General features: G+C 67.3%; 26 protein-coding genes. 12 read left to right on the forward strand and 14 right to left on the reverse strand.

The window, feature by feature from the left end; genetic code table 11:
- Positions 1-42 precede the first annotated feature (42 nt).
- Complete coding sequence (locus SCH01S_RS09540; protein WP_217995431.1) at positions 43-1311, forward strand: Xaa-Pro dipeptidase; 1269 nt, start codon at positions 43-45, stop codon at positions 1309-1311.
- A 124-nt stretch (positions 1312-1435) separates the two neighbouring features.
- On the opposite strand, the gene SCH01S_RS17340 is transcribed toward SCH01S_RS09540, so the two are convergent.
- Both SCH01S_RS17340 and SCH01S_RS09545 read right to left on the reverse strand, forming a co-directional pair.
- Positions 1436-1567 carry a hypothetical protein gene (locus tag SCH01S_RS17340; RefSeq protein ID WP_281174978.1) on the reverse strand — a complete coding sequence of 44 codons (132 nt, stop codon included), beginning with the start codon at positions 1565-1567 and terminating at the stop codon, positions 1436-1438.
- Positions 1568-1684: 117 nt separating this feature from the next.
- The gene (locus tag SCH01S_RS09545; RefSeq protein ID WP_046348571.1) at positions 1685-2362 is read right to left on the reverse strand and encodes a PEPxxWA-CTERM sorting domain-containing protein; all 678 of its coding nucleotides are present in this window, start codon (positions 2360-2362) and stop codon (positions 1685-1687) included.
- Positions 2363-2538: 176 nt separating this feature from the next.
- Here SCH01S_RS09545 and SCH01S_RS09550 point away from each other — a divergent pair, with 176 nt between their 5' ends.
- The 4 genes from SCH01S_RS09550 (at position 2539) to SCH01S_RS09565 (ending at position 7774) form a co-directional block, all read left to right on the forward strand.
- The gene (locus tag SCH01S_RS09550; protein ID WP_046348572.1) at positions 2539-3327 is read left to right on the forward strand and encodes a tryptophan 2,3-dioxygenase; all 789 of its coding nucleotides are present in this window, start codon (positions 2539-2541) and stop codon (positions 3325-3327) included.
- 151 nt (positions 3328-3478) lie between these two features.
- Positions 3479-4639, forward strand: coding sequence for an aminotransferase class V-fold PLP-dependent enzyme (locus SCH01S_RS09555; protein ID WP_046348573.1), 1161 nt, complete (start codon positions 3479-3481; stop codon positions 4637-4639).
- Positions 4639-6276, forward strand: a complete 1638-nt coding sequence (locus SCH01S_RS09560; protein WP_046348574.1) for an alkaline phosphatase D family protein — start codon at positions 4639-4641, stop codon at positions 6274-6276. Before SCH01S_RS09555 ends, SCH01S_RS09560 begins: the two co-directional genes overlap by 1 nt.
- 202 nt (positions 6277-6478) lie before the next feature.
- Complete coding sequence (locus tag SCH01S_RS09565) at positions 6479-7774, forward strand: hemolysin family protein (protein ID WP_046348575.1); 1296 nt, start codon at positions 6479-6481, stop codon at positions 7772-7774.
- Here SCH01S_RS09565 and SCH01S_RS09570 read toward each other — a convergent pair.
- The gene (locus tag SCH01S_RS09570; protein ID WP_046348576.1) at positions 7771-8319 is read right to left on the reverse strand and encodes a GGDEF domain-containing protein; all 549 of its coding nucleotides are present in this window, start codon (positions 8317-8319) and stop codon (positions 7771-7773) included. The two genes, SCH01S_RS09565 and SCH01S_RS09570, sit on opposite strands and share 4 nt — an antisense overlap.
- A 92-nt stretch (positions 8320-8411) precedes the next feature.
- Here SCH01S_RS09570 and purE point away from each other — a divergent pair, with 92 nt between their 5' ends.
- Both purE and SCH01S_RS09580 read left to right on the forward strand, forming a co-directional pair.
- On the forward strand, positions 8412-8900 hold the full coding sequence (purE, locus tag SCH01S_RS09575; protein WP_046348577.1) for a 5-(carboxyamino)imidazole ribonucleotide mutase: 489 nt from the start codon (positions 8412-8414) through the stop codon (positions 8898-8900).
- Positions 8897-9958 carry a 5-(carboxyamino)imidazole ribonucleotide synthase gene (locus tag SCH01S_RS09580; protein WP_046348578.1) on the forward strand — a complete coding sequence of 354 codons (1062 nt, stop codon included), beginning with the start codon at positions 8897-8899 and terminating at the stop codon, positions 9956-9958. The genes purE and SCH01S_RS09580 overlap by 4 nt, the downstream gene beginning before the upstream one ends.
- A 124-nt stretch (positions 9959-10082) precedes the next feature.
- On the opposite strand, the gene SCH01S_RS09585 is transcribed toward SCH01S_RS09580, so the two are convergent.
- Both SCH01S_RS09585 and SCH01S_RS09590 read right to left on the reverse strand, forming a co-directional pair.
- Entirely contained in the window at positions 10083-10385 is a 303-nt protein-coding gene (locus tag SCH01S_RS09585; RefSeq protein WP_046348579.1) for a hypothetical protein, read from the reverse strand.
- Entirely contained in the window at positions 10385-13234 is a 2850-nt protein-coding gene (locus SCH01S_RS09590) for a M16 family metallopeptidase (protein WP_046348580.1), read from the reverse strand. The genes SCH01S_RS09585 and SCH01S_RS09590 overlap by 1 nt, the downstream gene beginning before the upstream one ends.
- A 97-nt stretch (positions 13235-13331) precedes the next feature.
- Between SCH01S_RS09590 and SCH01S_RS09595 the strand changes: the two genes are divergently transcribed.
- Complete coding sequence (locus tag SCH01S_RS09595; RefSeq protein WP_046348581.1) at positions 13332-14969, forward strand: M28 family metallopeptidase; 1638 nt, start codon at positions 13332-13334, stop codon at positions 14967-14969.
- A gap of 26 nt (positions 14970-14995) precedes the next feature.
- Here SCH01S_RS09595 and SCH01S_RS09600 read toward each other — a convergent pair whose 3' ends face one another.
- Entirely contained in the window at positions 14996-15592 is a 597-nt protein-coding gene (locus SCH01S_RS09600; protein WP_046348582.1) for a J domain-containing protein, read from the reverse strand.
- 33 nt (positions 15593-15625) lie between these two features.
- On the opposite strand from SCH01S_RS09600, the gene SCH01S_RS09605 reads away from it, so the two are divergent.
- From SCH01S_RS09605 to SCH01S_RS09615, 3 genes are read left to right on the forward strand one after another with little or no spacing between them, the layout of a single operon-like run.
- Positions 15626-15967: a BolA family protein gene (locus tag SCH01S_RS09605; protein ID WP_046348583.1), complete on the forward strand. Its 342-nt coding sequence runs from the start codon at positions 15626-15628 to the stop codon at positions 15965-15967.
- 46 nt (positions 15968-16013) lie between these two features.
- Positions 16014-16910, forward strand: coding sequence for a pirin family protein (locus tag SCH01S_RS09610; protein WP_046348584.1), 897 nt, complete (start codon positions 16014-16016; stop codon positions 16908-16910).
- 56 nt (positions 16911-16966) lie between these two features.
- A complete protein-coding gene (locus SCH01S_RS09615) occupies positions 16967-17893 on the forward strand; it encodes an alpha/beta fold hydrolase (RefSeq protein WP_046348585.1) in 927 nt (308 codons plus the stop codon).
- Here SCH01S_RS09615 and SCH01S_RS09620 read toward each other — a convergent pair.
- The 8 genes from SCH01S_RS09620 to SCH01S_RS09655 form a co-directional block, all read right to left on the reverse strand.
- A complete protein-coding gene (locus SCH01S_RS09620) occupies positions 17890-18627 on the reverse strand; it encodes a sigma-70 family RNA polymerase sigma factor (RefSeq protein ID WP_046348697.1) in 738 nt (245 codons plus the stop codon). The genes SCH01S_RS09615 and SCH01S_RS09620 overlap by 4 nt on opposite strands.
- Before the next feature lie 8 nt (positions 18628-18635).
- Positions 18636-20726 (reverse strand): flagellar biosynthesis protein FlhA, encoded by a 2091-nt coding sequence (gene flhA / locus SCH01S_RS09625; protein ID WP_046348586.1) that lies wholly within the window; start codon positions 20724-20726, stop codon positions 18636-18638.
- Between the two features lie 3 nt (positions 20727-20729).
- Positions 20730-21566 (reverse strand): flagellar protein FlgJ, encoded by an 837-nt coding sequence (locus SCH01S_RS09630; protein WP_046348587.1) that lies wholly within the window; start codon positions 21564-21566, stop codon positions 20730-20732.
- A 209-nt stretch (positions 21567-21775) separates the two neighbouring features.
- Complete coding sequence (locus tag SCH01S_RS09635; protein WP_157032884.1) at positions 21776-22084, reverse strand: flagellar protein FlgN; 309 nt, start codon at positions 22082-22084, stop codon at positions 21776-21778.
- On the reverse strand, positions 22081-22368 hold the full coding sequence (flgM, locus tag SCH01S_RS15845) for a flagellar biosynthesis anti-sigma factor FlgM (RefSeq protein ID WP_052733885.1): 288 nt from the start codon (positions 22366-22368) through the stop codon (positions 22081-22083). Before flgM ends, SCH01S_RS09635 begins: the two co-directional genes overlap by 4 nt.
- Before the next feature lie 77 nt (positions 22369-22445).
- Complete coding sequence (locus tag SCH01S_RS09645) at positions 22446-22940, reverse strand: flagella basal body P-ring formation protein FlgA (RefSeq protein ID WP_046348699.1); 495 nt, start codon at positions 22938-22940, stop codon at positions 22446-22448.
- A gap of 11 nt (positions 22941-22951) precedes the next feature.
- Positions 22952-23440: a flagellar motor protein MotB gene (locus SCH01S_RS09650; RefSeq protein WP_046348589.1), complete on the reverse strand. Its 489-nt coding sequence runs from the start codon at positions 23438-23440 to the stop codon at positions 22952-22954.
- Complete coding sequence (locus SCH01S_RS09655) at positions 23440-24129, reverse strand: motility protein A (protein WP_245612219.1); 690 nt, start codon at positions 24127-24129, stop codon at positions 23440-23442. The genes SCH01S_RS09650 and SCH01S_RS09655 overlap by 1 nt, the downstream gene beginning before the upstream one ends.
- Before the next feature lie 171 nt (positions 24130-24300).
- On the opposite strand from SCH01S_RS09655, the gene flgB reads away from it, so the two are divergent.
- On the forward strand, positions 24301-24657 hold the full coding sequence (flgB, locus tag SCH01S_RS09660; protein ID WP_046348590.1) for a flagellar basal body rod protein FlgB: 357 nt from the start codon (positions 24301-24303) through the stop codon (positions 24655-24657).

Here is a 24657-nt window from a genome sequence, read left to right on the forward strand (position 1 = left end):
GCGCTAGCTTCACGGCACGCACAAGCCAAGGGCGGGGAGAGCATGATGAAATGGATGCTGGCGGCGATGGCCGCGCTGATCGCGGTCGCGCCGGCCGAGGCACGGACCGTCTATGTCCATGCCGGCCGGCTGATCGACCCCGCCACGGCGCAAGTCCTGAGCGACCGGATGATCCGGATCGAGGACGACAAGGTCGCCGAAGTCGCCCCCTGGAAAACACCACCCGCCGGGGCCGAGATCGTCGACTGGTCGCGTTACACGGTGCTGCCCGGCCTGATCGACCTGCACACGCATCTGGCCGATGTCGGCGACTCGTCCGATCCGCTGCTGCCCTACAAGACCTCGCCCGCCGCGACTGCGCTGCTGGGCGCGAGCCACGCGCTGACGACGCTCCGCGCCGGCTTCACCACCGTTCGCGACGTCGGCACCTACCGCGCCTTCACTGACGTCGCGCTGCGCGACGCGATCAACCAGGGCCTGGTGCCCGGCCCGCGCATGCTGGTCGCCGGCGCCTATATCACCAGGCCCGGCGGCGGCGGCGAAGTGAATGTGAAGGGCATGACGATGCCGGAGGACATGCGCTTCGGCGAAGCGAGCACGCCGGCTGAGGTCCGCGACAAGGCCGAGCGCATCTTCGCCGGCGGCGCCGATTTCCTGAAGCTGATCGCGACCGGCGCCGTGCTCGCGATCGGCACCGAGCCGGGGCAAATCGAGCTCGACGAGGCCGCAGTGCGCGCCGCCGTCGAAGTCGCCAAGGCGCACGGCAGCTACGCGACTGCCCACGCCCATGGCGCGGAAGGCATCAAGGCCGCGATCCGCGGCGGCGTCCACTCGATCGAGCATGCGAGCCTGATCGACGACGAAGGCATCGCGCTCGCCAAGATCAGGGGCGTGTGGCTGGTCATGGACATCTACAATGGCGACTACATCGCCGAGGAAGGCCGCAAGCAGGGCTGGCCTGCCGAATATCTGCGCAAGAACGACGAGACGACCGAAGCCCAGCGCCAGGGCTTCGCCAAGGCGGTGAAGGCGGGCGTGAAGATCGGCTACGGCACCGACGCCGGCGTCTATCCGCACGGCCTCAACGCCCGCCAGTTCGCCTATATGGTCCGCTACGGCATGACGCCGATGCAGGCGATCCAGTCCGCCACGACCTCAGCCGCCGAACTGATCGGCTGGCAGGACAAGGTGGGGCGTGTAGCGCCGGGGTTCTTCGCCGACATAGTCGCGGTCGAGGGTGATCCGCTCAGCGATATCCGTGTGCTGGAGCACGTCTCCGCGGTGATGAAGGGCGGGCAACTCGTCCGATAGGTTGAAACTCATTTCCTTTGTCGTCACCCCGGCCTTGAGCCGGGGCCCCGCTACCTTTTCAAAGTAGGAAGAAGCGGGATCCCGGCTCAAGGCCGGGATGACGACGGGATTCACCAGAAGGAGTCTACCTCCCCGGCCGACAGGATTTGCCCTCATTTTCGAAGATCACCGCCCTTTCGCCCGCGGCCTTGAAGATCGCCGCCCGTTCCGCCGGAGCCGGCATGACGGCGGCGAGCATCGGCGTCCATGCGATCATGTCCGCTCTCCCTTGTAGGAGGTGCGGAGTATGTGCCGGTCACGAGAAATTGGAAGGCGCCGCCAGCTTTCCGGCTAGCGGCGCAGCCTTTCCGCCCGATCGGGGATTTCTGAGCGATCAGACGTAAGCAACATTTGTCCGCGCGCGGCGGCGGCGCGCGACGACGCCGAGCAGGCTGAAGCCGCCCAGCATCATGGCCCAGGTGGCCGGTTCCGGCACCGTGGGCGCGAATGACGGGCCCTCCACCGTCGACCCGTCTATGACTCCGAACGTGCCCGCCTTGAAGGCAAAGGCATTGGTGCGGAAAATGTAAGTCGTGCTGTTTTCGGTTCCGACGAGATTGTTCGAGCCGAAGTTCACGCCGAGGACGTTGCCGTCAAACGAACGGCTCGCCAGCGACGTGAAGGTGCCAGGGTTGCCAGCCGCCAAAAAGCCGCCCGGTCCGTCGAAGTCCGAATCATCGCGAAACGCGAAGGTGTCGAACGCGCCGAAATCGGCGCCTGTGAACTTCTGGATCGCATTGTTGCCGCTGGGCCCGGCGCCTGTGCGCTCGACCTGATAATAGAAGTCGAGATGTCCGTCGGTGTTCCGATAGACGGCCGAGCGGAACTTCGTCGAGAACGTGAACGCACCGCCGCTCGTCTCCGAATAGGCCAGTAGCGTGCCGCGGGTCGACGCATCGAACGGATCGATGGTCGCGCCTGGCGAGCCAATGCCGTTTCCGGAGAAGACTTGCGCAGCGTGCGCCGGCGAAATCGCGAGCGCGACGGCGGCGAATATGACATGCTTTTTCATGATACCCCCCATCCAACGATCGCCAAAAAAAGCGACTCGCACATGCTTTTGAGAGGGTTCTATTCGGCTGCGATTATACGCCCGATCGCGTCATCCAGAAAGCGGATAATGGGACGCGAACTCAGGGGAAGCGCTTGCCGGCTTACCGGAACGGCTACGGCACGATAGGAAGCCGCATGACCGACGTCACCTATGCTTCCTATCTGGGCCTGGACGAGCTGCTCCATGCCCAGCACCCCCTGTCCGACCGCCACGACGAGCTGCTGTTCATCATCATCCACCAGACCAAGGAGCTGTGGCTGAAGCAGATGATCGCCGAGCTGAAGCTCGCGAAACGTCAGGTGCGCGGCGGCGAGCTGGTGCCGGCCTATAAGGGCCTCGCCCGCGTCTCCCGCATCCAGGCGGTGATGACGCTGAGCTGGGACGTGCTCGCGACGATGACGCCCAGCGACTATTCGCTATTTCGCGGTGGCCTCGGCACCAGCTCCGGCTTCCAGTCGGACCAGTTTCGCACCGTGGAATATCTACTGGGGCTGAAGGACGGCCGCTTCCTCGATTACCAGAAGGAGCGGCCCGAGGCCGAACGCGCGATGCGTGAGGCGCTGGAGCAACCGAGTCTCTGGGACGACGCCAACGCCGCCCTCGCCGCCGCCGGTTTCGACGTGCCGGCCGAAGCGCTCGATCGCGACCGGACGCAGCCCTACACGCCCGATCCGCGCGTCGAGGCGGCCTGGGCCGAAGTCTATCGCGATACCGAACGATGGTGGGACCTGTATCAACTCGCGGAGAAACTGGTCGACCTCGACGACGCGATGGCGACCTGGCGGCACAAACACGTGCTGACCGTCTCCCGCATCATCGGCGGCAAGCGCGGCACCGGCGGCACGGCGGGGGTGAAGTATCTGCAGGAGACGGTGGCGAAGCGGGCGTTTCCTGAGCTTTGGTCGTTGAGGACGCTGCTGTGACTCTCCCCGCCTCACCTCTCCCATGGGGAGAGGTCGACTCGGCGCGCCAGCGCCGAGCGGGTGAGGGGGTGCGCCCTATCCGGACACGCTCAATCCCCTCACCCCGCTCGCGGCTTCGCCGCGAGTCGCCCTCTCCCCATAGGAGAACGGCATGAGCTGGAAACACCTCTTCCGCCGCGCCTTCGATGCGGCGCCGGAGCGGCTGCATCTGGCGGCGCACAGTCACCACCTTTGGCCCGACGCGAGCCATGACGGCCAGTGGCAGGCATGGGAGGATGCGGCGAAGCTTGCCGACCGGAAATGGGACCGGATCATGGGCGAGCTCTGGCCGCGCGCGCAGGCGGACGTCGCCGGCGAGCTTGGCCTGCCCGATCCGTCCACGATCGTCTTCGCGCCCAACACGCACGAGCTGATCGTCCGCCTCGTCTCCGCGATCGAGCGGCCGCGCCCGCTCAGGGTGCTCGCGACCGACGGCGAGTTCCACAGCTTCCGCCGCCAGTCCGCGCGCTGGGAGGCGGCGGGCGAAATGACGGTCGAGCGCGTGCCTGTCGAACCGTTCGACAGCTTCGCCAAGCGGTTCGTGAGCGCGGCGGAAGACGGCCAATATGATCTGATCTTCGTCAGCCATGTGATGTTCAACTCCGGCCATGTGTTCGACGGGATCGAGCGGCTCGCCGCCCTCGCCCGGCCGGAAGGCACCTGGGTGGTCGTCGACGGCTACCACGCGTTCATGGGCGTAGAGACGGACCTGGGCTCCGTCGCCGATCGCATCTTCTACGTCGCGGGCGGCTACAAATATGCGATGGCAGGAGAAGGCACCGCCTTCCTGCACGCGCCGCCGGGCTATGGGTCGCGGCCGGTTTATACCGGCTGGTATGCCGAGTTCGACGACCTGTCGCTGCCGCCCGGCGCGGTCGGCTACGCGCCCGACGCCGGCCGGTTCATGGGATCGACCTTCGACGCGTCGGGCCTCTACCGCTTCCTTGCCGTGCGGGCGATGCTGGAGGCGGAGGGGCTGACCACGGCCCTGATCGCCGCGCACGTGGCCCGGCTGCACGAGCAACTGCTCCACGCGATCCGCGGGACAGCCCTTAAAAGTGCCGAACTGCTGAACCCGCTGACCGGCGGCCCCCATGCTCGTTTCCTCGCCTTCCGCTCGCCGCACGCGCAGCGCTGGCAGGCGGAGCTGATGGCGCGCGACGTCATCACCGACGTGCGCGGCGACGTCTTGCGGATCGGGCTCGGCCTGTATCACGATGACGAGGACATAATGCGCTTCGCAAAAGAGGCGCTTCGACTGGGAGGGGCCTGATGACGCTGACGATCGACCGCCGTTCGCTGGTGAAGGGAGGCGCGTTCGGCCTCGGAGCGCTGCTGCTGCCGGGCGGGAGCGCCGCGCTGGCGCAGCTGATCGCCGCCCGCGGCTTTACCCACGGCGTCGCGTCGGGTGAGCCGAGCCAGGATTCGGTGCTGCTCTGGACCCGCTACATGCCCAATCAGGGCGCCAGCGCGCACGTCCACGCCGAAGTGTCGGACACGGAAGATTTCCGCCGGATCGTGGCGGGCGGCGACGTGATCACCGGCCCCTGGCGCGACTGGACCGCCAAGGTGACCGTCGCGGGCCTGGAGCCGGGTCGCCCCTATTTCTACCGCTTCAGCGCGGATGGCGCGGTGTCTCCGGTCGGCCGCACCCGAACGCTGCCCGAAGGCCGCGTGCCCGAATGGCGGATGGCGGTGTTTTCCTGCGCGAACCTGCCGTTCGGCTATTTCAACGCCTATGCCCATGCCGCCGCACGCGATGACCTGCAGCTGGCGGTGCATCTGGGCGACTATCTCTACGAATATAAGCGCGGCACCTATCCCAGCGAGCGCGAGGCGGTCGCGGCGAGGCTGCTGGAGCCCGCGAACGAGCTAATCCACCTCGTCGACTATCGCACCCGCTATGCCTGCTATCGCGCGGACCCGGACCTGCAGGCGCTGCACGCGCGGCTGCCGATGATCGCCTCGGTCGACGACCACGAAACCGCCAATGACAGCTGGGAAGGCGGGGCGGAGAACCACAATCCGGGCGAAGGCGACTATACGGAGCGGAAAATCGCCGCGATGCAGGCGTGGCGCGAGTGGATGCCCGTGTCCGACGAGCCGTACCAGACTTACGAAATCGGCGACCTCGGCACCTATTTCCGCACCGAGACGCGCACGATCGGCCGCAGCGAGCAGCCCTCGCTCGAGGCCGCGCTGAAAGGCGCCGCCGATCCGGTCGCGGCGCTGAAGGCGTTTCGTGACGGCCCCTGGGCGGATCCCGCCCGCTCGATGATGGGAACCACGCAGGAGCATTGGCTGGACGAAGCCTTGCGCCGTTCGGTTCGTGCGAAGAAGCGCTGGCAGGTGGTGGGCGTGGGCACGATCGTCGGCCGTCAGGTCGCGCCGCCCGAAGCCGCGAACTGGATCTCGCCGGACGCGCCCGACTACATCACTTCGCGAGTCAAGGTCGCGCTACTGGCAGCGAAGCTCGGCCTTCCCAGCGATTACGACAGCTGGGGCGGCTATCCGGCGGCTCGCGCGCGGCTGCTCCGTTCGGCGCAGGCGGCCGATGCCGACATGGTCATCCTGGCCGGCGACAGCCACAACGCCTGGGGGTTCGAGCTTTCGGAAGGCGGCAAGCGCGCCGGCGTCGAGTTCGATGGCCACAGCGTCACCTCGCCCGGCTATGAATCCTTCTTCCGCCAAGTGCCGCCCACCGACATCTCGAGCGCGCTCGTCCGCGCGAATCCGGAGCTCAAATGGTGTTCGACGGCCGGTCGCGGCTATATGACCGTCACGCTGACGCCCGAGGCCGCCCGCTGCGACTGGCACTTCATGGACACGGTGATCGGACGCTCGACCCAGGTCGCCCGGACGCACAGCATGCGGACGCGGGCCGGACGGAGGATGTTGGAAACCGTCTGAACTTCCTCTCCCTGGAGGGGAGAGGAACAGCGGAGCTTGGCAACTTGTTGCCTAGCGAAGCTAGGAGAGGGTGGTTGGGCACGTACCACAGCACCCTCTCCCCGCTCAGCCCCGCAGGGCTGAGTCGCCCTCTCTCCTGTAGGGAGAGGGTTCATTATTGCCCCGCGTCACATTTGGCCGCTAAAGACGTTACACCTCCGGCATGCAGCCCCTTCACCCCTTCCCCTGGCTCAGCGTCGCGATCATCCTTGCGCTGATCGTTCTGAACGGCCTGTTCGCGATGTCCGAGCTGGCGATCGTCTCGGCGCGCAAGGCGCGGTTGCAGGCGATGGCGAAGGTCGGGCGCATCGGCGCCGGGACCGCGCTCAAGCTGCAGGGCGATCCCGGCCGGCTGCTTTCGACGGTGCAGATCGGCATCACGCTGATCAGCATCCTCACCGGCGCATTCTCCGGCGCGGTGCTCGAAGTGCCGGTCGGCCAGCGTTTGGCGCTGATCGGCATCCCGGCCCATTACGGCTTTGCGGTCACGATCGTGGTGACGACCTATGTGTCGCTGATCGCGGGCGAGCTGGTGCCGAAGCAATTGGCGCTCCGCTCGCCCGAGCCGATCGCGGCGATCGCGGCGGTGCCGATGGACTGGTTTTCGCGGGCAACGGCGCCGATCGTCTGGCTGCTCGACCGCACCAGCGCGCTCATTTTCCGCCTGCTCGGCCTCCAGCGCGAAACCGACAAGCATGTGACCGCCGAGGAGCTGCACCTGATCGTCGCCGAGGCGAGCCGATCCGGCGTGATCGAGGAGAGCGAGCGCGCGATCATTTCGGGCGTCGTCCGCCTGGCCGACCGGCCGGTCCGCGAAGTCATGACGCCGCGCACCGACATCGACTGGATCGACGCCGATGCCGATGCCGAGACGCTTCGCCAACGCTTCGTCGAGACGCCGCACACCCGCGTGCCGGTGGCCGAGGGGTCCGTGGATCGGATCGTCGGCGTGCTGCAGAGCCGCGATATCGCCGCTGCCCTGCTGCAAGGCCGGTCGCTGGAGCCGCGTGCCTTGATGCGGCCGCTGCTGATCGTGCCGGATCAGGTCGACGCGATGGACGCGCTCCACACGCTTCGGCGCGCAGAAGTGCCGATGGTGCTGGTCCATGACGAATATGGCCACCTCGAAGGTCTCGTGACTCCGGCCGACCTGTTCATCGCGCTGGCCGGGCATTTCGCGTCGGACCAGGACGAGGGCACCGATCCCGATTGCGTCGAGCGCGAGGACGGCAGCCTGCTGGTCTCGGGCTCGCTCCCCGCCGACGCGCTCGCCGAACGGCTCGACCTGACGCTGCCGGAAGACCGTGACTACGCGACCGTGGCCGGCTTCGCCCTCGCCGCTCTCCGCCACCTGCCGACGGTCGGCGAATATTTCGAGGAACAGGGCTGGCGCTTCGAAATCGTCGACATGGATGGCCGCAAGATCGACAAATTGCTGGTTTCGGCGGTCGTCGGCTAGCCTGCCCGCTTCGCCCGGTACATTTCCGCGTCCGCCCGCGCGAGCGCCGCGTCCGGCGTGTCGTCGGGCTGAAGGATCGTGACCCCGATCGAGACGGTGATCGGCAACCGGCCATGCAAGGGTGCGGCCTTGACCGCCGCGACCAGCGCCGACGCCTTATCATAGGCCGCTTCCGGCTCTGCATATTCGAGCAGCACGCCGAATTCGTCGCCGCCGATCCGCGCCACGACGTCGCTGCCGCGGACCTTTTCGCGCAGCACCCAGGCCGTGTGGATCAGCGCTTCGTCGCCGACGCTGTGACCGTGCGCGTCGTTGATTTCCTTCAGCCTGTCGAGATCGACGAACAGCAGGGCGGCCGGCGTGCCGTGCCGCGCACGCTGCGCCACCGCCCGCTCGATCGCACGAAAGAAGAAGCGGCGGTTGGGCAGGGGCGTCAGCGTGTCGCTGTCGGCGAGCCGCTCGAGCGAGCCGATCCGCGCCTCCAATTCGGCGATCCGCGCCCGAAGCGCCGCATTTTCCTGTTCTAAATCAATCTCGTCCTGCATCCTTCACCCTGCCCCATCATCCTCCGAATTGGCGCGGATTGAAATAGGAATCATCGGGCGCTACACGGCGGCGCTCCAAAAGCGGGGCACGCATGGCAGAGAATTCGCCTCTCGTCGGCATCATCATGGGAAGCCAGTCGGATTGGCCGACCATGCGCCATGCCGCCGAAATCCTGGGCGCGCTCGGCATCAGTCACGAAGCGCGCATCGTCTCCGCCCACCGCACGCCCGACCGGTTGTACGACTATGCGAAATCGGCCGCCGATCGCGGGTTGAAGGCGATCATCGCCGGCGCCGGCGGCGCCGCGCACCTGCCGGGCATGGCGGCCTCTATGACGGCCGTGCCGGTGCTCGGCGTACCGATCGAATCCAAGGCACTGAACGGGCTCGACAGCCTGTTGTCGATCGTGCAGATGCCGGGCGGCATCCCGGTCGCGACGTTCGCGATCGGCAAGCCCGGCGCGGTCAACGCCGCCCTGTTCGCCGCGGCGATCCTGGCCAATGAGGACAGTGCGCTGGCCGAACGCCTTGCCGCCTGGCGCAAGCGGCAGAGCGACGCGGTCGCGGCCGAACCGGAATGATCCTGCCGCCGGGCTCCACGATCGGCATTCTTGGCGGCGGCCAGCTCGGCCGCATGCTGGCGATGGCAGCGGCCCAGCTCGGCTATCGCAGCCATATCTACGCGCCGGAGGCGAGCGGTCCCGCGACCGAAGTCAGCGCCGAATGGACCAAGGCCGGCTACGACGATGCGGACGCGCTCGCGCGCTTTGCGGAAAGCGTCGGTGTCGTCACCTACGAATTCGAAAATGTCCCGCCGGCCGCGCTCGACCGGCTGGAAGCGCTGGTGCCGATCCGGCCCGGCAAGCGCTCGCTCGAAATCTCGCGGGTGCGCGAGCGTGAAAAGACCCTGGTGCGGGATCTGGGCGGGCGCACGGCGCCGTTCCGTGCCGTCGGCAGTCTCGCTCAGCTTCGGGACGCTTTTGCGGAGATCGGCGCGCCATCGATCCTGAAGACATCGAGCCTGGGCTATGACGGCAAGGGCCAGGTGCGGCTCCGCGACGGATCGGAGCTGGAGCAAGCCTGGGAAGCCGTGCGCGGCGCGCTCTGCGTGCTGGAGGGCTTCGTGACCTTCGACGCCGAATTCTCGGTGCTGCTGTGCCGCGCGGAAAGCGGGGAAACGGCCGTGTGGGACACGCCCGAAAACGTCCACACGCACGGCATTCTCGATACGTCGACGACACCGGCGCGGACACTGATCCTCGATCAGGCCGAGCGGGCGATCGCCCTAGCCCACAAGATCGCCGACGAGCTCGACCATATCGGCCTGCTGACCTGCGAATTTTTCGCGACCGCCGACGGCCCGGTGTTCAACGAAATGGCGCCGCGCGTGCACAACAGCGGCCACTGGACAATCGAAGGCGCGGTCACCTCGCAGTTCGAAAATCACATCCGCGCGGTGTGCGGGCTCCCCTTGGGATCAACGACACGCACCGGCGCGCGCGTCGAGATGAAGAACCTGATCGGCGAGGACGCCAACGACTGGCCCGAAATCCTCCGCGATCCCGCGGCGAAGCTGCACCTTTATGGCAAGCATGTCCGCCCGGGGCGGAAGATGGGACATGTGACGCGGCTATTCTAAGCCCCTCCCCTTCAGGGGAGGGGTTGGGGTGGGGCAGAGTCTATCCCCTGATTTCGGTGTTTCGATCGGCCTGCGGCCGAACCCACCCCTTACCCCTCCCCTGAAGGGGAGGGGTTGAGCTCCCTCAGCCCTTCCGCGTGCCGGTCAGCGGGAAGCTGCCGAATGCACCGGCGCCGACGGTGCCCGTCAGCGTGTCGCCGTCGACGGTCGCCTGGCAGTCAAGCGTCATCGGCATCGGCACCTTCATTTCCATCTTCCAAGTCAGCTTATTGCCGTCGACCTTGCCGTCGATCACGTCGAGCGAGCCCATCGCGCCGGCCTGCTGGCCGGTGAAGGTGTCGCCGTTGCTCCTGACCGTGAACACCGACTTCTGCTCGCCCAGCGGCGACTTCGTGATGCAGTCCCAATCGCCATCGACTTGCGCCATTATTTCTCTCCCTGAGCAGATTGTTGCGGTACCGTCCTCACCTCGACAGGCAGGCCGAGCCTGTCAAGCTGCGGCTTCACTTGCTTCGCGTCGCCGACGACGACCCACACGAATTTCGACGGGTCGAGCGCCGAGCGGATCGCCTTGTCCATTTCCGGCACGGTCAGCGCGCGGTAGCGACTGGCGACGGTGTCGTAATAGTCGTCGGGCCGGCCGTAGAGCACGTTGTTCTGCATCCCGCCGAGCACGTCCGACCCCGTCTCGAAGCTGCCCGGCAGCTCACGGACGAAGCCGTCGATCGTTCGTTCGCGCTCTTCGGGCGTGATCCCCTCTGTGGTCAGGAAGGTGCGGATATCCGCCTGCATTGCCGCCAGCGAGTCGCCGGTGCGGTCCGCCTGGACGGGCGCGGAAACGATATAGGGCACGCCCTTCAACAGGCGCCGGAAATTGCCGTTCACGCCATAGGACCAGCCCTTGGTTTCGCGGATATCCATGTTCAGCCGCGACAGGAAATTGCCGCCCAGCACATCGTTCGCCGCGATGTCGGGCAGCATCTCGTCGGTCCCTTTCAGCGGCGTGACCTCGCCGCCATAGATCAGCGACTGCGGCGAATCGGGCCGGTCGACCAGGACGATCCGCGGCTGGGCCTGCGGCACCGCGGCGGTGAAGGTCTTGGTGCCGGGTGCGCCCTCCCCTTTCCAGTCTCCCAGCGCCGTATCGAGCACGCTCTGCACTTCCGCCAGCGGGCGGTCGCTGACGATGAAGATCGTTGCCTTGTCGGGGCGGATCCAGGCGTGCTGGAACGCGACCAGATCGGCGCGGCTCAATTTCGAAACCACCTCGGGAGTCCCGGTGCCGGACGAGGCGCGACCATAGGGGTGCTCCGGGCCGAACAGGATCGGCGGCAGCGTCCGCGCGGCCAGGCCGCCCGGCTGCGTCAGTTCGTTCTGGATGGAGACGAGTTGCTGGTTCCGCAGCCGCTCCACTTCGGCCGGAGCGAAGGCCGGGTTGCGCAATATGTCGGCCAAAAGGACGACCGACGGCTTCAGGTTGGGCGACAGCGCGAACAGGCTCACGCTGGTCCGATCGGTGGAGGTGCCCGCGCCGATATTCGCGCCCAGCCGCTCCTGTTCCTCAGCGATCTGGATCGAGCTGCGCGTTGTCGTGCCCTCGTCGAGCAGCGACAGCGTCAGCGATTGCAGGCCGAGCTTGTCGGCAGGGTCGGCCGCATTGCCGGCATCGAAGCTGACGACGATGCGCGTGATCGGCGTGGCCGTGCGCTGCGCATAGACCAGCTCGATCCCATTCGAGAGCTTGGCGCGCTGAACGGTCGGGAACTTCAGGTCGGGGATCGGGCCGACCGGCGGCAGCTGCGAGCGGTCGACCGCGGCGGACGGCGCGAAGGTGACCGGCGCCTCGCCGGGCTTGTGAAAAAAGGACGGCGAGAAGGTCGCCGGACCGGTGACCGATTTCGATTCCTCGTAGGCCCCGCGCGGGCCCGGTTCGACGACCAGCGCGTGCATCGGGCGCGTGAGCCATTTCTGCATCGCGGCGCGCACCTGCTCGGGCGTCGCCGCCGCATACGCCGCCAGCTGCTTTTTGTAGAAGCCGGGGTCGTTCGAATAGAGCGCGCCTTCGGCCAGCGTGACCGCCTTCCCGCCAAAGCCGCCGACCGATTCGAGCGCGCTGGTCCGCGCCGCCACGTCGCGCGTCGCCGCGCGCAGCACTTCGTCGGCAGTCGGGCCCTGCGCGATATAGTCGGCGATCAGCCGGTCGAGCTTGCGGCCTTCTTCGGCCACGTCCGTGCCGGGCGCGACGTCCACCTGCACTTCGAAAAAGCTCAGCTGAGCGAACTGCTGGAGGTCCGCACTGACCCGGACCGCGCTTCTGTCGCCGCGCACCAGCGCATTGTCGAGCCGAGAGCTTGAGAGCCCGCCGAGCACCGTCGCGGCAATGTCCAGCGGCACCGCGTCGGGATCGTTGAGGCCCGGCACCACCCAGGTCCGGTAGATGCGCGGAGTCGCGACCCGGTCATGCATCACTTCATCGACGCGGTGGGCAGGCGTGGGCACCGGCGCGACGATCGGGCCCTGCTGCGGGCCGCGCGGGATGTCGCCGAAATACTTTTCCACCAGCCGTTTCGCGGTCGGCAGGTCGATGTCGCCGGCCAGCACCAGCACGGCGTTGTTGGGCCCATAATGCTGGCGGAACCAGTTCTTCACGTCATCGACGCTGGCGGCGTCGAGGTCCGCCATCGATCCGATCGTCGAATGGCCATAGGGGTGCGTGGGCGGAATGAGCGCCTTCAGCTGCGCATATTCGACCAGCCCGAACGGCTGGTTGTCGCCCTGCCGCTTTTCGTTCTGGACCACGCCGATCTGGTTCTTCAGGTTCTTTTCGGTGAGCGCGCCCAGGAAATGGCCCATCCGGTCGCTTTCGAGGAACAGCGCGCGTTCGAGCGCGGGCGTCGGCACCGTCTCGAAATAATTGGTGCGATCGAACCAGGTGGTGCCGTTCACGTCGGTCGCGCCGATCTGCTGCAGCGGCTTGAAGAAATCGCCCGGCGCATTCTCCGATCCGTTGAACATCAGATGCTCGAACAGATGGGCGTATCCGGTCTTGCCCGCCGGCTCCATCTTCGATCCGACATTGTACCAGACGGAAACCGCGACCACCGGCGCCTTGTGATCGGTCGAGACGATCACGCGCAGGCCGTTGGGCAGAGTGAATTGCTGGTATGGGATAGTGACCGCGCGCGACAGCTCGGAAAGCGGTGCGGGCTGGGCGGTCTGACCGAAAGCGACGGTCGAAATAACGAGGAGCGAAACGGCAAGCCAGGAACGGCGCATGAAGAATCCTTTTGGGGAGAGCGACGTGCGGCTTGCATAGCAGCCCATTTTCGCTGAACCAACGCTGTCCGCTTCTCCTTCTCTTCCAAGGAAAATCATGCCGCGCGTTCTGCTATCGCTCCTGCCGCTCGCTCTCGTCAGTGCCGCCCCTCCCGCTCCCGCCCCGGTTTTCACTCCCGAGGCCTTTCGCGCGCACGTCGCCTTCCTAGCCGACGATCTTCTTGAAGGACGCGACACCGGCAGCCGGGGGCACGAGATTGCAGCGCGCTACGTCGCCTCGCAATTCGCCGGACTCGGCCTGAAGCCGGGCGGCGACGGGGGCAGCTGGTATCAGCAGGTCACCTTCCAGAAGACCCGCCGCGGCGACACGCCCGGCACGCTGACGCTGAGCGGCGCGAAAGGCAGCCAGCGCTGGACTCATGGTCAGGACGTCATCATCGGCATCAACCCGCGCGAGGCGAAGACCGACCTCAGCGCGCCGATCGTCTTCGTCGGCTATGGCCTCGCGGACAAGTCGCTGGGCATCGACGATTATCAGGGCCTCGATGTGCGCGGAAAGATCGTCGTCGCGCTGAACGGCTTTCCCAAGGGCATGCCGAGCGAAGTCGGCGCGCATCTTTCCGAAGACAAGGGCAATGCCGCCGTCGAGCATGGCGCGGTGGGCCTGATCGGGATCGACACGAACCTGACCGCCGCCACGCGGCCATGGGCCGTGCGGCAGCGCTATTCGGACGGTTCGCGCTTCAACTGGATCGGCGCCGACGGCCAGCCGCACGAGGACGCGCCCGGGTTGCGCGCGTCGGCCGGCGTCGACGACACGGTTGCCGCCGCGCTCTTCGCCGGTGCGCCGCACACGCTGGACCAGATCCGCGCAGAGGCCGAGCGCGACGGCGGCCGGCCCAAGGGTTTCCCGCTTGCCGGCACCGTCCGCGTCGTCGCCCAGACGGCGAGCGAACGGCTGACCAGCCCCAACGTCATCGGCGTCCTGCCCGGCTCCGACCCGGCGCTGGCCCCGCAGGTCGTGATTCTTTCCGCCCATCTCGACCATATCGGCATCAGCAAGCCGCGCCCGAACGATCCGCCGAACAAGGACCGGATCAACAATGGCGCGCTCGACAATGCGTCGGGCATCGCGACCATGCTGGAAGTCGCCCGCGCGGCCGCAACGGCGCCGACCCGCCCGCGCCGCACGCTCGTCTTTCTCGCCTCCACGGCCGAGGAAAAGGGCCTGCTCGGCGCCGAATATTACGCGCACAACCCGACCGTGCCGCTCGCCAGCATCGTCGCCGATGTCGATCTCGACATGCCGCTGCTGCTCTATCCTTTCACGGACGTGGTCGCCTTCGGCGCCGATCACTCGACGCTCGGCAAGGTCGTCGCGGACGCGGCGAAGCCGATGAACATCGCGCTTTCGCCCGATCCGATGCCGGCCGAGAACATCTTCGTCCGCTCCGACCATTACCGTTTCGTCCAGCAGGGCGTGCCGGCGGTGTTCCTCGCCACCGGCTATGCGAATGGCGGCGAGGCGGCGTGGAAGGCGTTCTTCGACAAGGCCTATCACCAGCCCGCAGACGATATGAACCAGGCGATCGACTGGAACGCGGCCGCGCGCTTTGCCGAGGTCAATTACCGGATCACCCGTGCCCTCGCCGACGCCGACGAGGCGCCGCGCTGGTATACGGGCGACTATTTCGGCGACCTGTTCGCGCCCAAGGCACCGAAAGCGCCGCGCTAGCCGTCGCGCGTCGCGGCCTATCGGGTTCAGGCGAAGGCCGGCGCCTTCCGGAGCCGCTGATAGGCGTCGATCACCTTTTGCAGCTGCCCTTCATGGGAGCGGTCGCCGCCGTTGCGGTCGGGGTGATAACGGTGAACCAGTTCGGTGTATCGTTGGCGCAGCGCCTTGCGATCGGCATCGGCAGAAAGGCCGAGCGTGCCCAGGTCGCGGCGATTCTCTCCTGACAGCGGCTTGCCGTCGGCGCGCTGCTTTGGCGCAGCCTGGCGAAAGCGGGCGCCGATCGCGTCGAGCGGATCGTCGAAATCGCCCCAGCGTGGCGGTCGGTCGGCGCCGGTATGGGCGAAGGCGCGCGTCTCACGCTCCCACCCGGCATAGGGGCGCTGCGCCGCGTCGATCTCGTCCGGGCTCATGCCGGAGAAGAAATTGTAGCCGGAGTTGAACTCGCGTACATGATCCAGGCAGAACCAGCGCCACGCGGGCGGACTGTCCTTGCCGCGGCTGTCGCCCAAAGGCGGCGCGCGAAACTCGCCCGGCGCGTCGCAGCCGGGATGCGCGCAAGTGTCGGCCGCGTTCTCGACGCGGCCGTGAAAACGAGTGTTGGGACGATCCTTGGGCGGGCGCATTCTGTCCGGAGCAAAAGCGCGTATATGGGGGCCATGATCGAAACTGCGAAGGGCCCGGTGGCGGCCGAAATCGAAAATCGGCTGCGGGGCGCACTCGCCCCGGAACGGCTCGAGGTGATCGACGACAGCGACAAGCATCGCGGCCATGCCGGGCATGATCCGCGGGGCGAGAGCCATTTCACGGTGATCGTGGTGAGCAGCTTCTTCGAAGGGCAGAATCGCGTTGCCCGGCAGCGGATGGTCAACACAGCGCTGGGCGACCTGCTGCGCGACCGCGTGCACGCGCTGGCAATGGTGACCAAGGCGCCGTCGGAGGTTCCCCTACCGCTTGCGGGACGGGCTAGGGGTGGCAAATTGAAATGCCCCAGCGCGTGAGGACGGCCCCACCCCTGCCCCTCCCGCAAGCGGGAGGGGAGAAACAATGACCGACCTCTTCACCCTCACGATCACGCCGAGCACGCACGATCTGGGCGGGTTCAAGGTGCGTCGCACGCTGCCGTCCAAGCCGCGGACGATGGTCGGCCCGTTCATCTTTGTCGATCAATTCGGGCCGGCCCAGCTCGCGCCCGGCGCGGGCATGGACGTGCGGCCGCATCCGCACATCAATCTCGCAACCGTCACTTATCTGTTCGGCGGCGCGATCGATCACCGCGATTCGCTCGGCACCTGCGCGCGGATCGAGCCGGGCGCCGTCAATCTGATGACGGCGGGACGCGGCATCGTTCATTCCGAACGCTCGCCTGCCGATCAGCGCGACGGCGGCGCGATCATGTCAGGCATGCAGACATGGCTGGCGCTGCCCGACGGGCGCGAGGAGATCGACCCAGCGTTCGAGCATGTCGCGGCGGGGGACCTGCCGATCGTGGCCGACGGCGGCGTCAATGCGTGTGTGATCATGGGCAGCCTCTGGGGACGCACGGCGCCGACCACCTGCTATGCGGACACCATCTATGCCGATATCCGGCTCGAAGCCGGCGCATCCTTGCCGATCGACGCCGCGGCCGACGAGCGGGCGGTGCTGGTCGCGTCCGGCGACGCGACCCTCGATGGCGAGCCGCTGGAGCTCCACACGCTGTACCTGCTGAAGCCCGGCACGCCAATGACGCTGCGCTCCGACACCGGCGCCCGCGCGATGTTGCTCGGCGGCGAGGCGTTCGCGACGCCGCGGCACGTGTGGTGGAACTTCGTTTCGTCCAGCCGCGAGCGGATCAACCAGGCGAAGCACGACTGGAAAGATGGGCGCTTCCCGCTTGTCCCCGGCGATTCGGACGAATTCATCCCGCTGCCGGAGGTGCCGATCACTGTCAGCTATCCCTGACCGGGGACCTTCCGCGCGCCCGTTCGTTTCGGCAGCACGGATCAGGAGAGTGGGCCATGACGCTGCAGCAGCAACGCTTCCATTTGCCGACCGGGGTCGAGCTGGACGTGACGATGGGCGGCCCGCGGGGCGGCGAAGCACTGATCTTCCTGCACGGCTTTCCGGAATCGCACCGGACCTGGCGGCACCAGCTGGCGGCGCTGTCGGACACCTGCTTCGTCGTGGCTCCGGACCAGCGCGGCTATGCCGGGTCATCCAAGCCGCCCAGGATTGAAGATTACGAACCGTCGAAGCCGGTCGCAGACCTGATCGCGCTCGCCGACGCGCTGGAGCTGGAGCGGTTCACGCTGGTCGGCCACGACTGGGGCGGCGCGATCGCCTGGCTGGCGGCGCTGAAGCATCCCGATCGGATTGCGCGGCTGGTGATTGCGAATGCGCCGCATCCGTTCATCTTCCAGCGCACGCTAATCGACGATCCAGAGCAGCGGGCGGCCTCGCAATATATCCGCACCTTCCGTGAGCCGGCATTCGAGACCAAGCTGGGCGCAATGGGCCTCGAGAAGTTCTTCGAGATCAACTTCATACGCTCCACCGACGCAAAGCTGCTGAGCGAGGAGGAGAAGGCCGTCTATCTGGACCAGTGGCGCACGCCCGGCGCGTTCACGGCGATGCTGAACTGGTATCGTGCCTCGTCCATTCTGGTGCCGAAGCCGGACGAGACGGTCGAGCGGCCGCCGTATCTGGAGGCTCCTTTCCCGACGCTCAGAATGCCGGCGCTGGTGATCTGGGGCATGCGCGACCGCTCGCTTCTGCCGGTGCAGCTCGACGGACTTTCGGCCTTCGTCGACGATTTGACGGTCATCGAGGTCGACACCGGACACTTCGTCACCTGGGAAGCGCCCGAGACCGTGACAGCGGCAATCCGCGAGTTCCTGCGGGACAAGCCGCTCGCCGAGCCCATGCGGGCCGGAGAGATGGTCTAGCCGATCCGCGCTTCCAGCGCCTTTTTCAGGCGGTCGTGCGCAGACTTCTTGATCTGGCACACGCGCGCGGCGCCGACCCCAAGCACCTGCCCGATCTCCTCGAGGTTCAACTCCTCGACATAATAAAGCTGGATCACCTGCGCCTCGCGTTCGGACAAGCGACCGATCGCCGCGATCAGCGTCTGCCGCAGATCCTCGCTTTCGAGCAGGTCGAACGGGTTCGGATCGTCGCTCATGAACCAGGGATTGTCGTCGGTGTAGACGCCGTCGATCGGCTCGAAACGAACCGGCTGGGCGGCATCCCGCTCCTGGCGCAGCCGCTCGGTCGGAACGCCCAGCTGAAAGGCGAGCTCTTCGTCGCTCGGCGCGCGGCCGAGCTGGACGGCGAGAGTTTTTTCCGCCTCGGCGATCTCACGCCGGCGCCGCATCGCGCCGCGGGTGATCGTCGCCTGGCGCCTGAGCTCGTCGATCATGGCGCCGCGAATGCGGGTGCCGAGATACTGGGCGAAGGTCACCTGTCCCCGATCCTCGAACGAGCCGGCGGCCTCGACCAGGGCGACTAGGCCCGTCTGAACCAGGTCTTCGACCTCGACCGAGCTGGAGATCGAGCCGTGCACGTGCCAGGCGATGCGGCGGACCAGCGGCATATGCTCGCGGATCAGCGCCTCGTTCGCCGCCGCGGCACTGGGGCCGGTGCGGGTGTAGGTGGGAGAATGGAGCGGTTGCGCGGCCATCATCGACCTCACGCGGCCAGCCGCTCGGGCGCGCCGATCACGGCGACGACCTCGACGGCCTTGTCTTCGGGGACTTCCAGGAAGCTCATCACAGGCGTGTCGGGCAGCGACGTCCGCACAAGCTTGCGCACGGCGAGACGCACGGCCGGCTGGACGACCAGCGCGAACGGCTTGTTCTCGGCGATCAACGGCCGGGCACCCTGCTGGAGCGCGTCGATGATACGACGGCCGAGTTCGGGTTCGACCATGTGACGGTTGGCGGGGTCCGAACGGACCGCCTGGCCCAGGATCGCCTCCAGCCCGCCTTCGAGCGTCATCACGCGCAGCGGCTCGCGCGGGCCGCAGATGCGCTGGATGATCAGTGCACCCAGATCGGGGCGGATCGCCTCCACCAGCTCTTCGGGATCGAGCGTGCGCTGGGCGGCGACGGCGATGGCGGCGGCAATGCGCCGGAATTCCTTGAGCGGGATTCCTTCCGCCAGCAGCGCGCGCAGCACCTGCGTCAGCGTGGTCAGCGGCACCGGAGCCGGCGAGAGCGACGCGACCAGTTGAGCGGCCGATTCCTTCAGCCGGTCGAGCAAGCTCTGCACTTCGTCCGGGCCGAGCAGCTCGGCGGCATGGGCGCCGAGCAGGTGATTGAGGTGGGTCGCGATGACGGTGCCGGAATCGACGACCATATAGCCCGCCGCGGTCGCGGCATCGGCGTCGTTTGGCGAGATCCAGACTGCGTCCAGGCCGAAGGTCGGGTCCTTCGCCTTCTTGCCCGGCAGGCGACCGATCGCCTGGCCGGTGTCGAGCGCGAGCATTTCGTCGGGAGACGCCATGTCCTCGCCGACCACAACGCCGTTGACCAGAATTCGATAATTGTACGGCGCGATCGAGATATTGTCGCGGACGCGAACCTGCGGGACGACGAAGCCGAGCTCCTTCGAGAGCTGGCGGCGCACGCCGGTGATGCGGGCCATCAGCGGCGCGCCCTGGCGCTCGTCGACCAGCGGCACCAGGCCATAGCCGATCTCCAGATTGACCTGCATCGCATCCGACACTTCGGACCAATCGATGCGGCTGAGGTCGGCCGGCGTATCGTCGTTGGCGGGGGCCGGCAGCGCATCGGCCGCAGCCTTGTTCTTCGCCAGCTTCCACGCGCCGAAGCCGGCAATCGCCGCGGCGGGCAGCATCAGCATGTGCGGCATGCCGGGCAGCACGCCCATGATGCCCAGGATCGCGGCAACTGGCGCCCAGGTGCGGGGCGATGCGAACTGGCTGCCGATCTGGCCGGCAAGGTCGTGGCTGGAGGCGACGCGGGTGACGATGGCGGCGGCGGCGATCGACAGCAGCAGCGCCGGGATCTGCGCGACCAGCGCGTCGCCGACCGCGAGCAGCACATAGGCCTTGGCCGCATCGCCCACGCCGAGGCCGTGGCTTGCGACGCCGATGATCAGGCCGCCGATCACGTTGACGCCCAGGATCAGCAGCGCGGCGACTGCGTCGCCTTTCACAAATTTGGACGAACCATCCATCGAGCCATAGAAGTCCGCCTCGACCGCGGTTTCGACGCGGCGGGCCTTGGCTTCCTCGGGCGTGATCAGGCCGGAGTTGAGATCGGCGTCGATCGCCATCTGCTTGCCCGGCAACGCGTCGAGGGTGAAGCGCGCCGAAACTTCGGAGACGCGGCCGGCGCCCTTGGTGATCACCACCATGTTGATGATGACGAGGATCGCGAACACCAGCAGGCCGACGACATAGTTGCCGCCGATCAGGAAGGCGCCGAACGCCTCGATCACATGGCCGGCGGCGCCCTTGCCCTCATGGCCATGCACCAGCACGACGCGGGTGGAGGCGACGTTCAGCGACAGGCGAAACAGGGTCGCCAGCAGCAGCACGGTCGGAAAGCTGGAGAAATCGAGCGGCTTCTCGGCGTTCAGCGCCACCATCAGCACCGCGACCGAGATCATGATGTTCATGATGAAGAAGACGTCGAGCAGGGCGGCCGGAATCGGCACGACCATCAGCAGGACGAGGATCAGGATGCCGGCGGGAAGCGCGGCCAGCCGGCCGGCCTTGCCCGCGGCGGCGGGAGTCAGAGCGAGCGACGCCACCCGTTACGCTCCCATGCTCGCGAGCAGCATATAGGCGAGCTGCGCGGTCTTGGGCGTCGGCCGCAGCAGCGACGAACGATCCGCCGACGCCAGCAGTTGGTCGAGGGTCGCGACTTCGGGACGGTCGACATCCTGCTCTGCCATCGCAAGCTGGAGCGGGTCGGCTTTGCCGGGGGCGGCAATGGGCGGCAAGGCATTGCCGCCGGCGGCAACCTCGGCGCCGTGCTGCAGCTTGGCCGTGAACCGGTCATAGATTTCGGCGACCGAGCGTGCCTGGCCGCTTTCGCCGAAGAAGACGTGGCGGTTCGACGCGGCCGCGGCCGGGAAGAGCTGCGCGGCCGATGCGCCGGGGTTGCTGGCAAGCGTGGACAGGAACTTCTTCGCGCCGCCCACGCCCAGGAAATGCGCCATGTAGAGATCGGCGCCGCCGACCTCCCGGCCCAGGCTCGTTTCAAGCTCCGCCTTGTTGTCGGCAGCGTGCTCGGCCGCCATCATCGAGGCAATGTCCGGGTTGTTGCGCAACTTCAGGATATAGGCGCGGGTCGCCGTGTCGGAGACGTAATAGCGGCCGCCGGAGCCCTGGCTGATCGCGTCCGCCGCCCAGGCGAGGCCATGTTCCGCCCCATGCTGCTTGACGGTTCCGAGCCAGCTCTGCTCGACGAACTGATAGAGTCCGGACGCGCTGCTGGTCTGCGCCTTCGCATCGGGGCGCAGGCTCGATTCGACCTGCGCCTGCCCCAGCAGGTAGGAAAAATCGACGCCGGTCTTCAGGCTCGCCCGCTGAATCGCGGACTGCACCCCCCCTGTCGAAAGCAGCGATTGAAGCGTGGCAACGGTCATTCATGCGCCCCGGTTGTTCTCGGGCGATGAACTGCAAGGGGTGTGCCAGTTTAACAAAACCCCTCTCCCGCAAGCGGGAGAGGGCGACTCGCGCCTGCGGGCGCGAGCGGGGTGAGGGTGTTGGGCTCAGAGCGTCAGCTCGGGCCCTCACCCTCCCAAGCCTGCCGGCTTGGGCCCCTCCCTCTCCCGCAAGCGGGAGAGGGACTTAATCACGCCACGGCCCTTGTCGGGGCGTAGGCGACCGGTTTGATGCCGGTGAGCGTTTCGAGGCGTTGTTTCACATTCGCGCTCATCAGGTTGACATAGACCCGCGCTGTCTCGTTCAGCCGCATCGCTTCTTCTGCGAGCGCGCGCTCTTCGGCCGAGATCGGGTTGTCGTTGCGCGCGGCGAGGACGCCAATGCGCCCTTCCTTCTCCGCCGTCGCCGTGGCGAGCGCCTCGATGTCGAAGCTCTTCAGCGCCGCCAGCTCGTCCTGCAGCGAGGCGATCACCGCCTTCAGGGCATCCGTTCGGGTCATTTCTTTTCGGCCCATTTCATTTGCGCCGCGATCATCCGGTCGGCGATCTTGGCGGGGACGAGCGGGTAGCGTCCTTCCTGGAGCGCCCGCCGGATCTGCTGCACGCGGTCCGTGTCGACCGGCGGTTGTGCGGCAAGCGCCTTCGCGGTCTCCCGCGCGCTGGTTTCCGCAACGGCCGGCTCGGACGCACGAATGGATTGCAGGGACACGACTTTCGTCGCTTCCCTCGGTTCAACACGAACGCCCTGGACGGTGCCGGGCGTTACGCCGATTGGATCAATCATGCCCGCGTCCTTTCTTGGCTGGAGTGGGGTTCGGATGATTGAACGGCCGGCTGGTCAGAACCTTTAGGAAAAGTTGCTCACCAGCCTGGCAGCGTCGCCTTGCCAGCTTCGACGGCAACCGCCTGCACGGGCGCCTTCGCGCCCTCCATCTTGACCTGCAGCCGCTCGCCGGGTGCCGCATCGCCCATCGCAATCCCATCCGCCGAGACGGCAAAGCCGCTCTGGCTCGCCTCGAGCGTCACTGGATCGCCGCGGCGAATGACCGGCTCCGCCTTCACCGCCGCCTGCTGGACCGCAGCGGGTGCAACAGGCGCGGCGGGAATGGCGCGAACCGACACGAAGATCCGCCAGCCCCTGGGATCGGGGCAGCGGATCACGATCGCGTCGTGCGCGTCGGTGCGCCAGGTGAACTCGGGGCTGGAGCTGCAATTGGCCAGCCGCAGCCGGCGATCGATCGGGGCGATCGGGCCGCCCGGCTCGCCCAGGCGTGCGCCGGCGAAGATTTCGGCGGCGCGGTCGAGCAGCGCCAGATTGGTCGGTGCTGCGACGGAAAGAAGGAAAAGCGAGAGCATGGTCGGCTCCATCAAGGATCGTAGGAAACGGAAAGCATGACCCGGCGCGCACCGGGAGCGATGGCGGCGCCCAGGCGCAGCCGGTCAGGCGGGATCGCGCCGCCGATCGCCGCAGCGACGGCTTCGGCACGCAGGCCGGCAAGAGCCAGCGCGCTGCCGTTCGCCCGATCGGCGGGCGAGCCATCGGCATAGCCGGTGACGATCAGGCGGGTGCGCGGGTCGGAAAGTGCGTCTCGCGCCCAGGCGGCCACGGCGGCGGTGTCGGCGGGAAGTGCGGTGCTGCCGGAGGCGAAGCCGGCGATCGCATTGGCGTCGACGGCGAGCGGCATCCGGCCGACGCCCCCGAACGCCTCGCGAATGCCGGCGCGGATCGCCTCCTGCTCCGGCCGCGGCTTGTGCGCGGTCGCCTGCAGGAACACGAAGAAGCCGACCAGCAGCAGCGACAGGTCGGCGAGCGTGATCAGCCATAGCGGCCTGGAGAGAGGAAGCGCGGCACGCATCAGGCGGCGCGGCTCCGCTTGATCGGCGTTTCCCGCCTGGCGAAAGCACGGAACGGCGCGACCAGACCTCGGCGCTCACTCTCTTCCGCGCGAGAGAGCCGGCGCAGCCGGGCCGCGACCGGCGCCGCGATCAGGTTGGCAAAAAGCGCTCCGTACAGCGTTGCGAGTAGTGCAATGGCCATCGCAGCGCCGATCGTCGCCGGATCGTCCATGGAGCGGAACATGCGAACGAGGCCGATCAGCGTGCCGACCATCCCCATTGCGGGCGCCGCCTCGGCCGCCGCGGCCCAGAAGTCCTGGACGACCGTATGGCGATCGAGCCGTTCCTCGCGCAGCCGATCAAGCAATTGCTCGACCTGGTCGGGCGTGGCGCCGTCCGCGACAGCTTCGACGCCGCGCACCACGTCCGCGTCCTTCAGCACCTGGGAATCGATCGCGAGCAGGCTCTTGGCATGCGCGACCCGCTCGGCGCGGGCGAGCTCGGCGCGGGCGGGCCCGAAGTCGAACGGCCGCCGCACAAGCACCGGCAGTGACCGAAGCGCGTTCAGCGTGTCTGTGAACGGCCCGCGCGCGGCGGTGGCGAGCATGGTGCCGCCACCGACGATCGCCAGCGCAACCGGATCATAGAAGACGAGCAGGGTGGACGCGTCGATGTTCATCGCGCCTGTATTCAGCAAGAGCCGGGCCAAATGCGCTAACGCGGCAACCGAGGACGGCAGCGGCAAGGCGGCTTGCCGATCGGCGGCAAAATGTTGCCGGTTCGGTGCCGCCGCCGTGCCAATGGACGCTCGGCCGAGCCCTTTCAGCGACTTGGCACACCCTTTGCAGATCGCCCCGCGCAACATTCGCGAGGAGCCGACATGGCTTTGGGTGACGATCTGTTCGGAGTGCATGGGAAGGCGCTGGCGCTGCGTTCGCAGCGGCTGGGCCTGCTTGCCTCCAACATCGCCAACGCCTCGACGCCGGGGTTCAAGGCGAAGGACATCGATTTCTCGGAAGCGCTCGCCGCGGCGGAAAAGCCGGGCACGAGTGTTTCGTCCGCGATCGAGAGTGCCACCAAATTCCGCGTGCCGCTGCAGCCGTCGCTGGATGGCAACACGGTCGAGCTCAACACCGAGCAGACCCAGTTCGCCGAAAACGCCGTCGCCTATCAGACGACGCTCGCGTTCCTGAACGGCCGCATCCAGACGCTCACGCGCGCGCTGAGAGGCGAATGA

It is taken from the genome of Sphingomonas changbaiensis NBRC 104936 (assembly GCF_000974765.1).
GTDB classification, from domain to species: domain Bacteria; phylum Pseudomonadota; class Alphaproteobacteria; order Sphingomonadales; family Sphingomonadaceae; genus Sphingomonas_B; species Sphingomonas_B changbaiensis.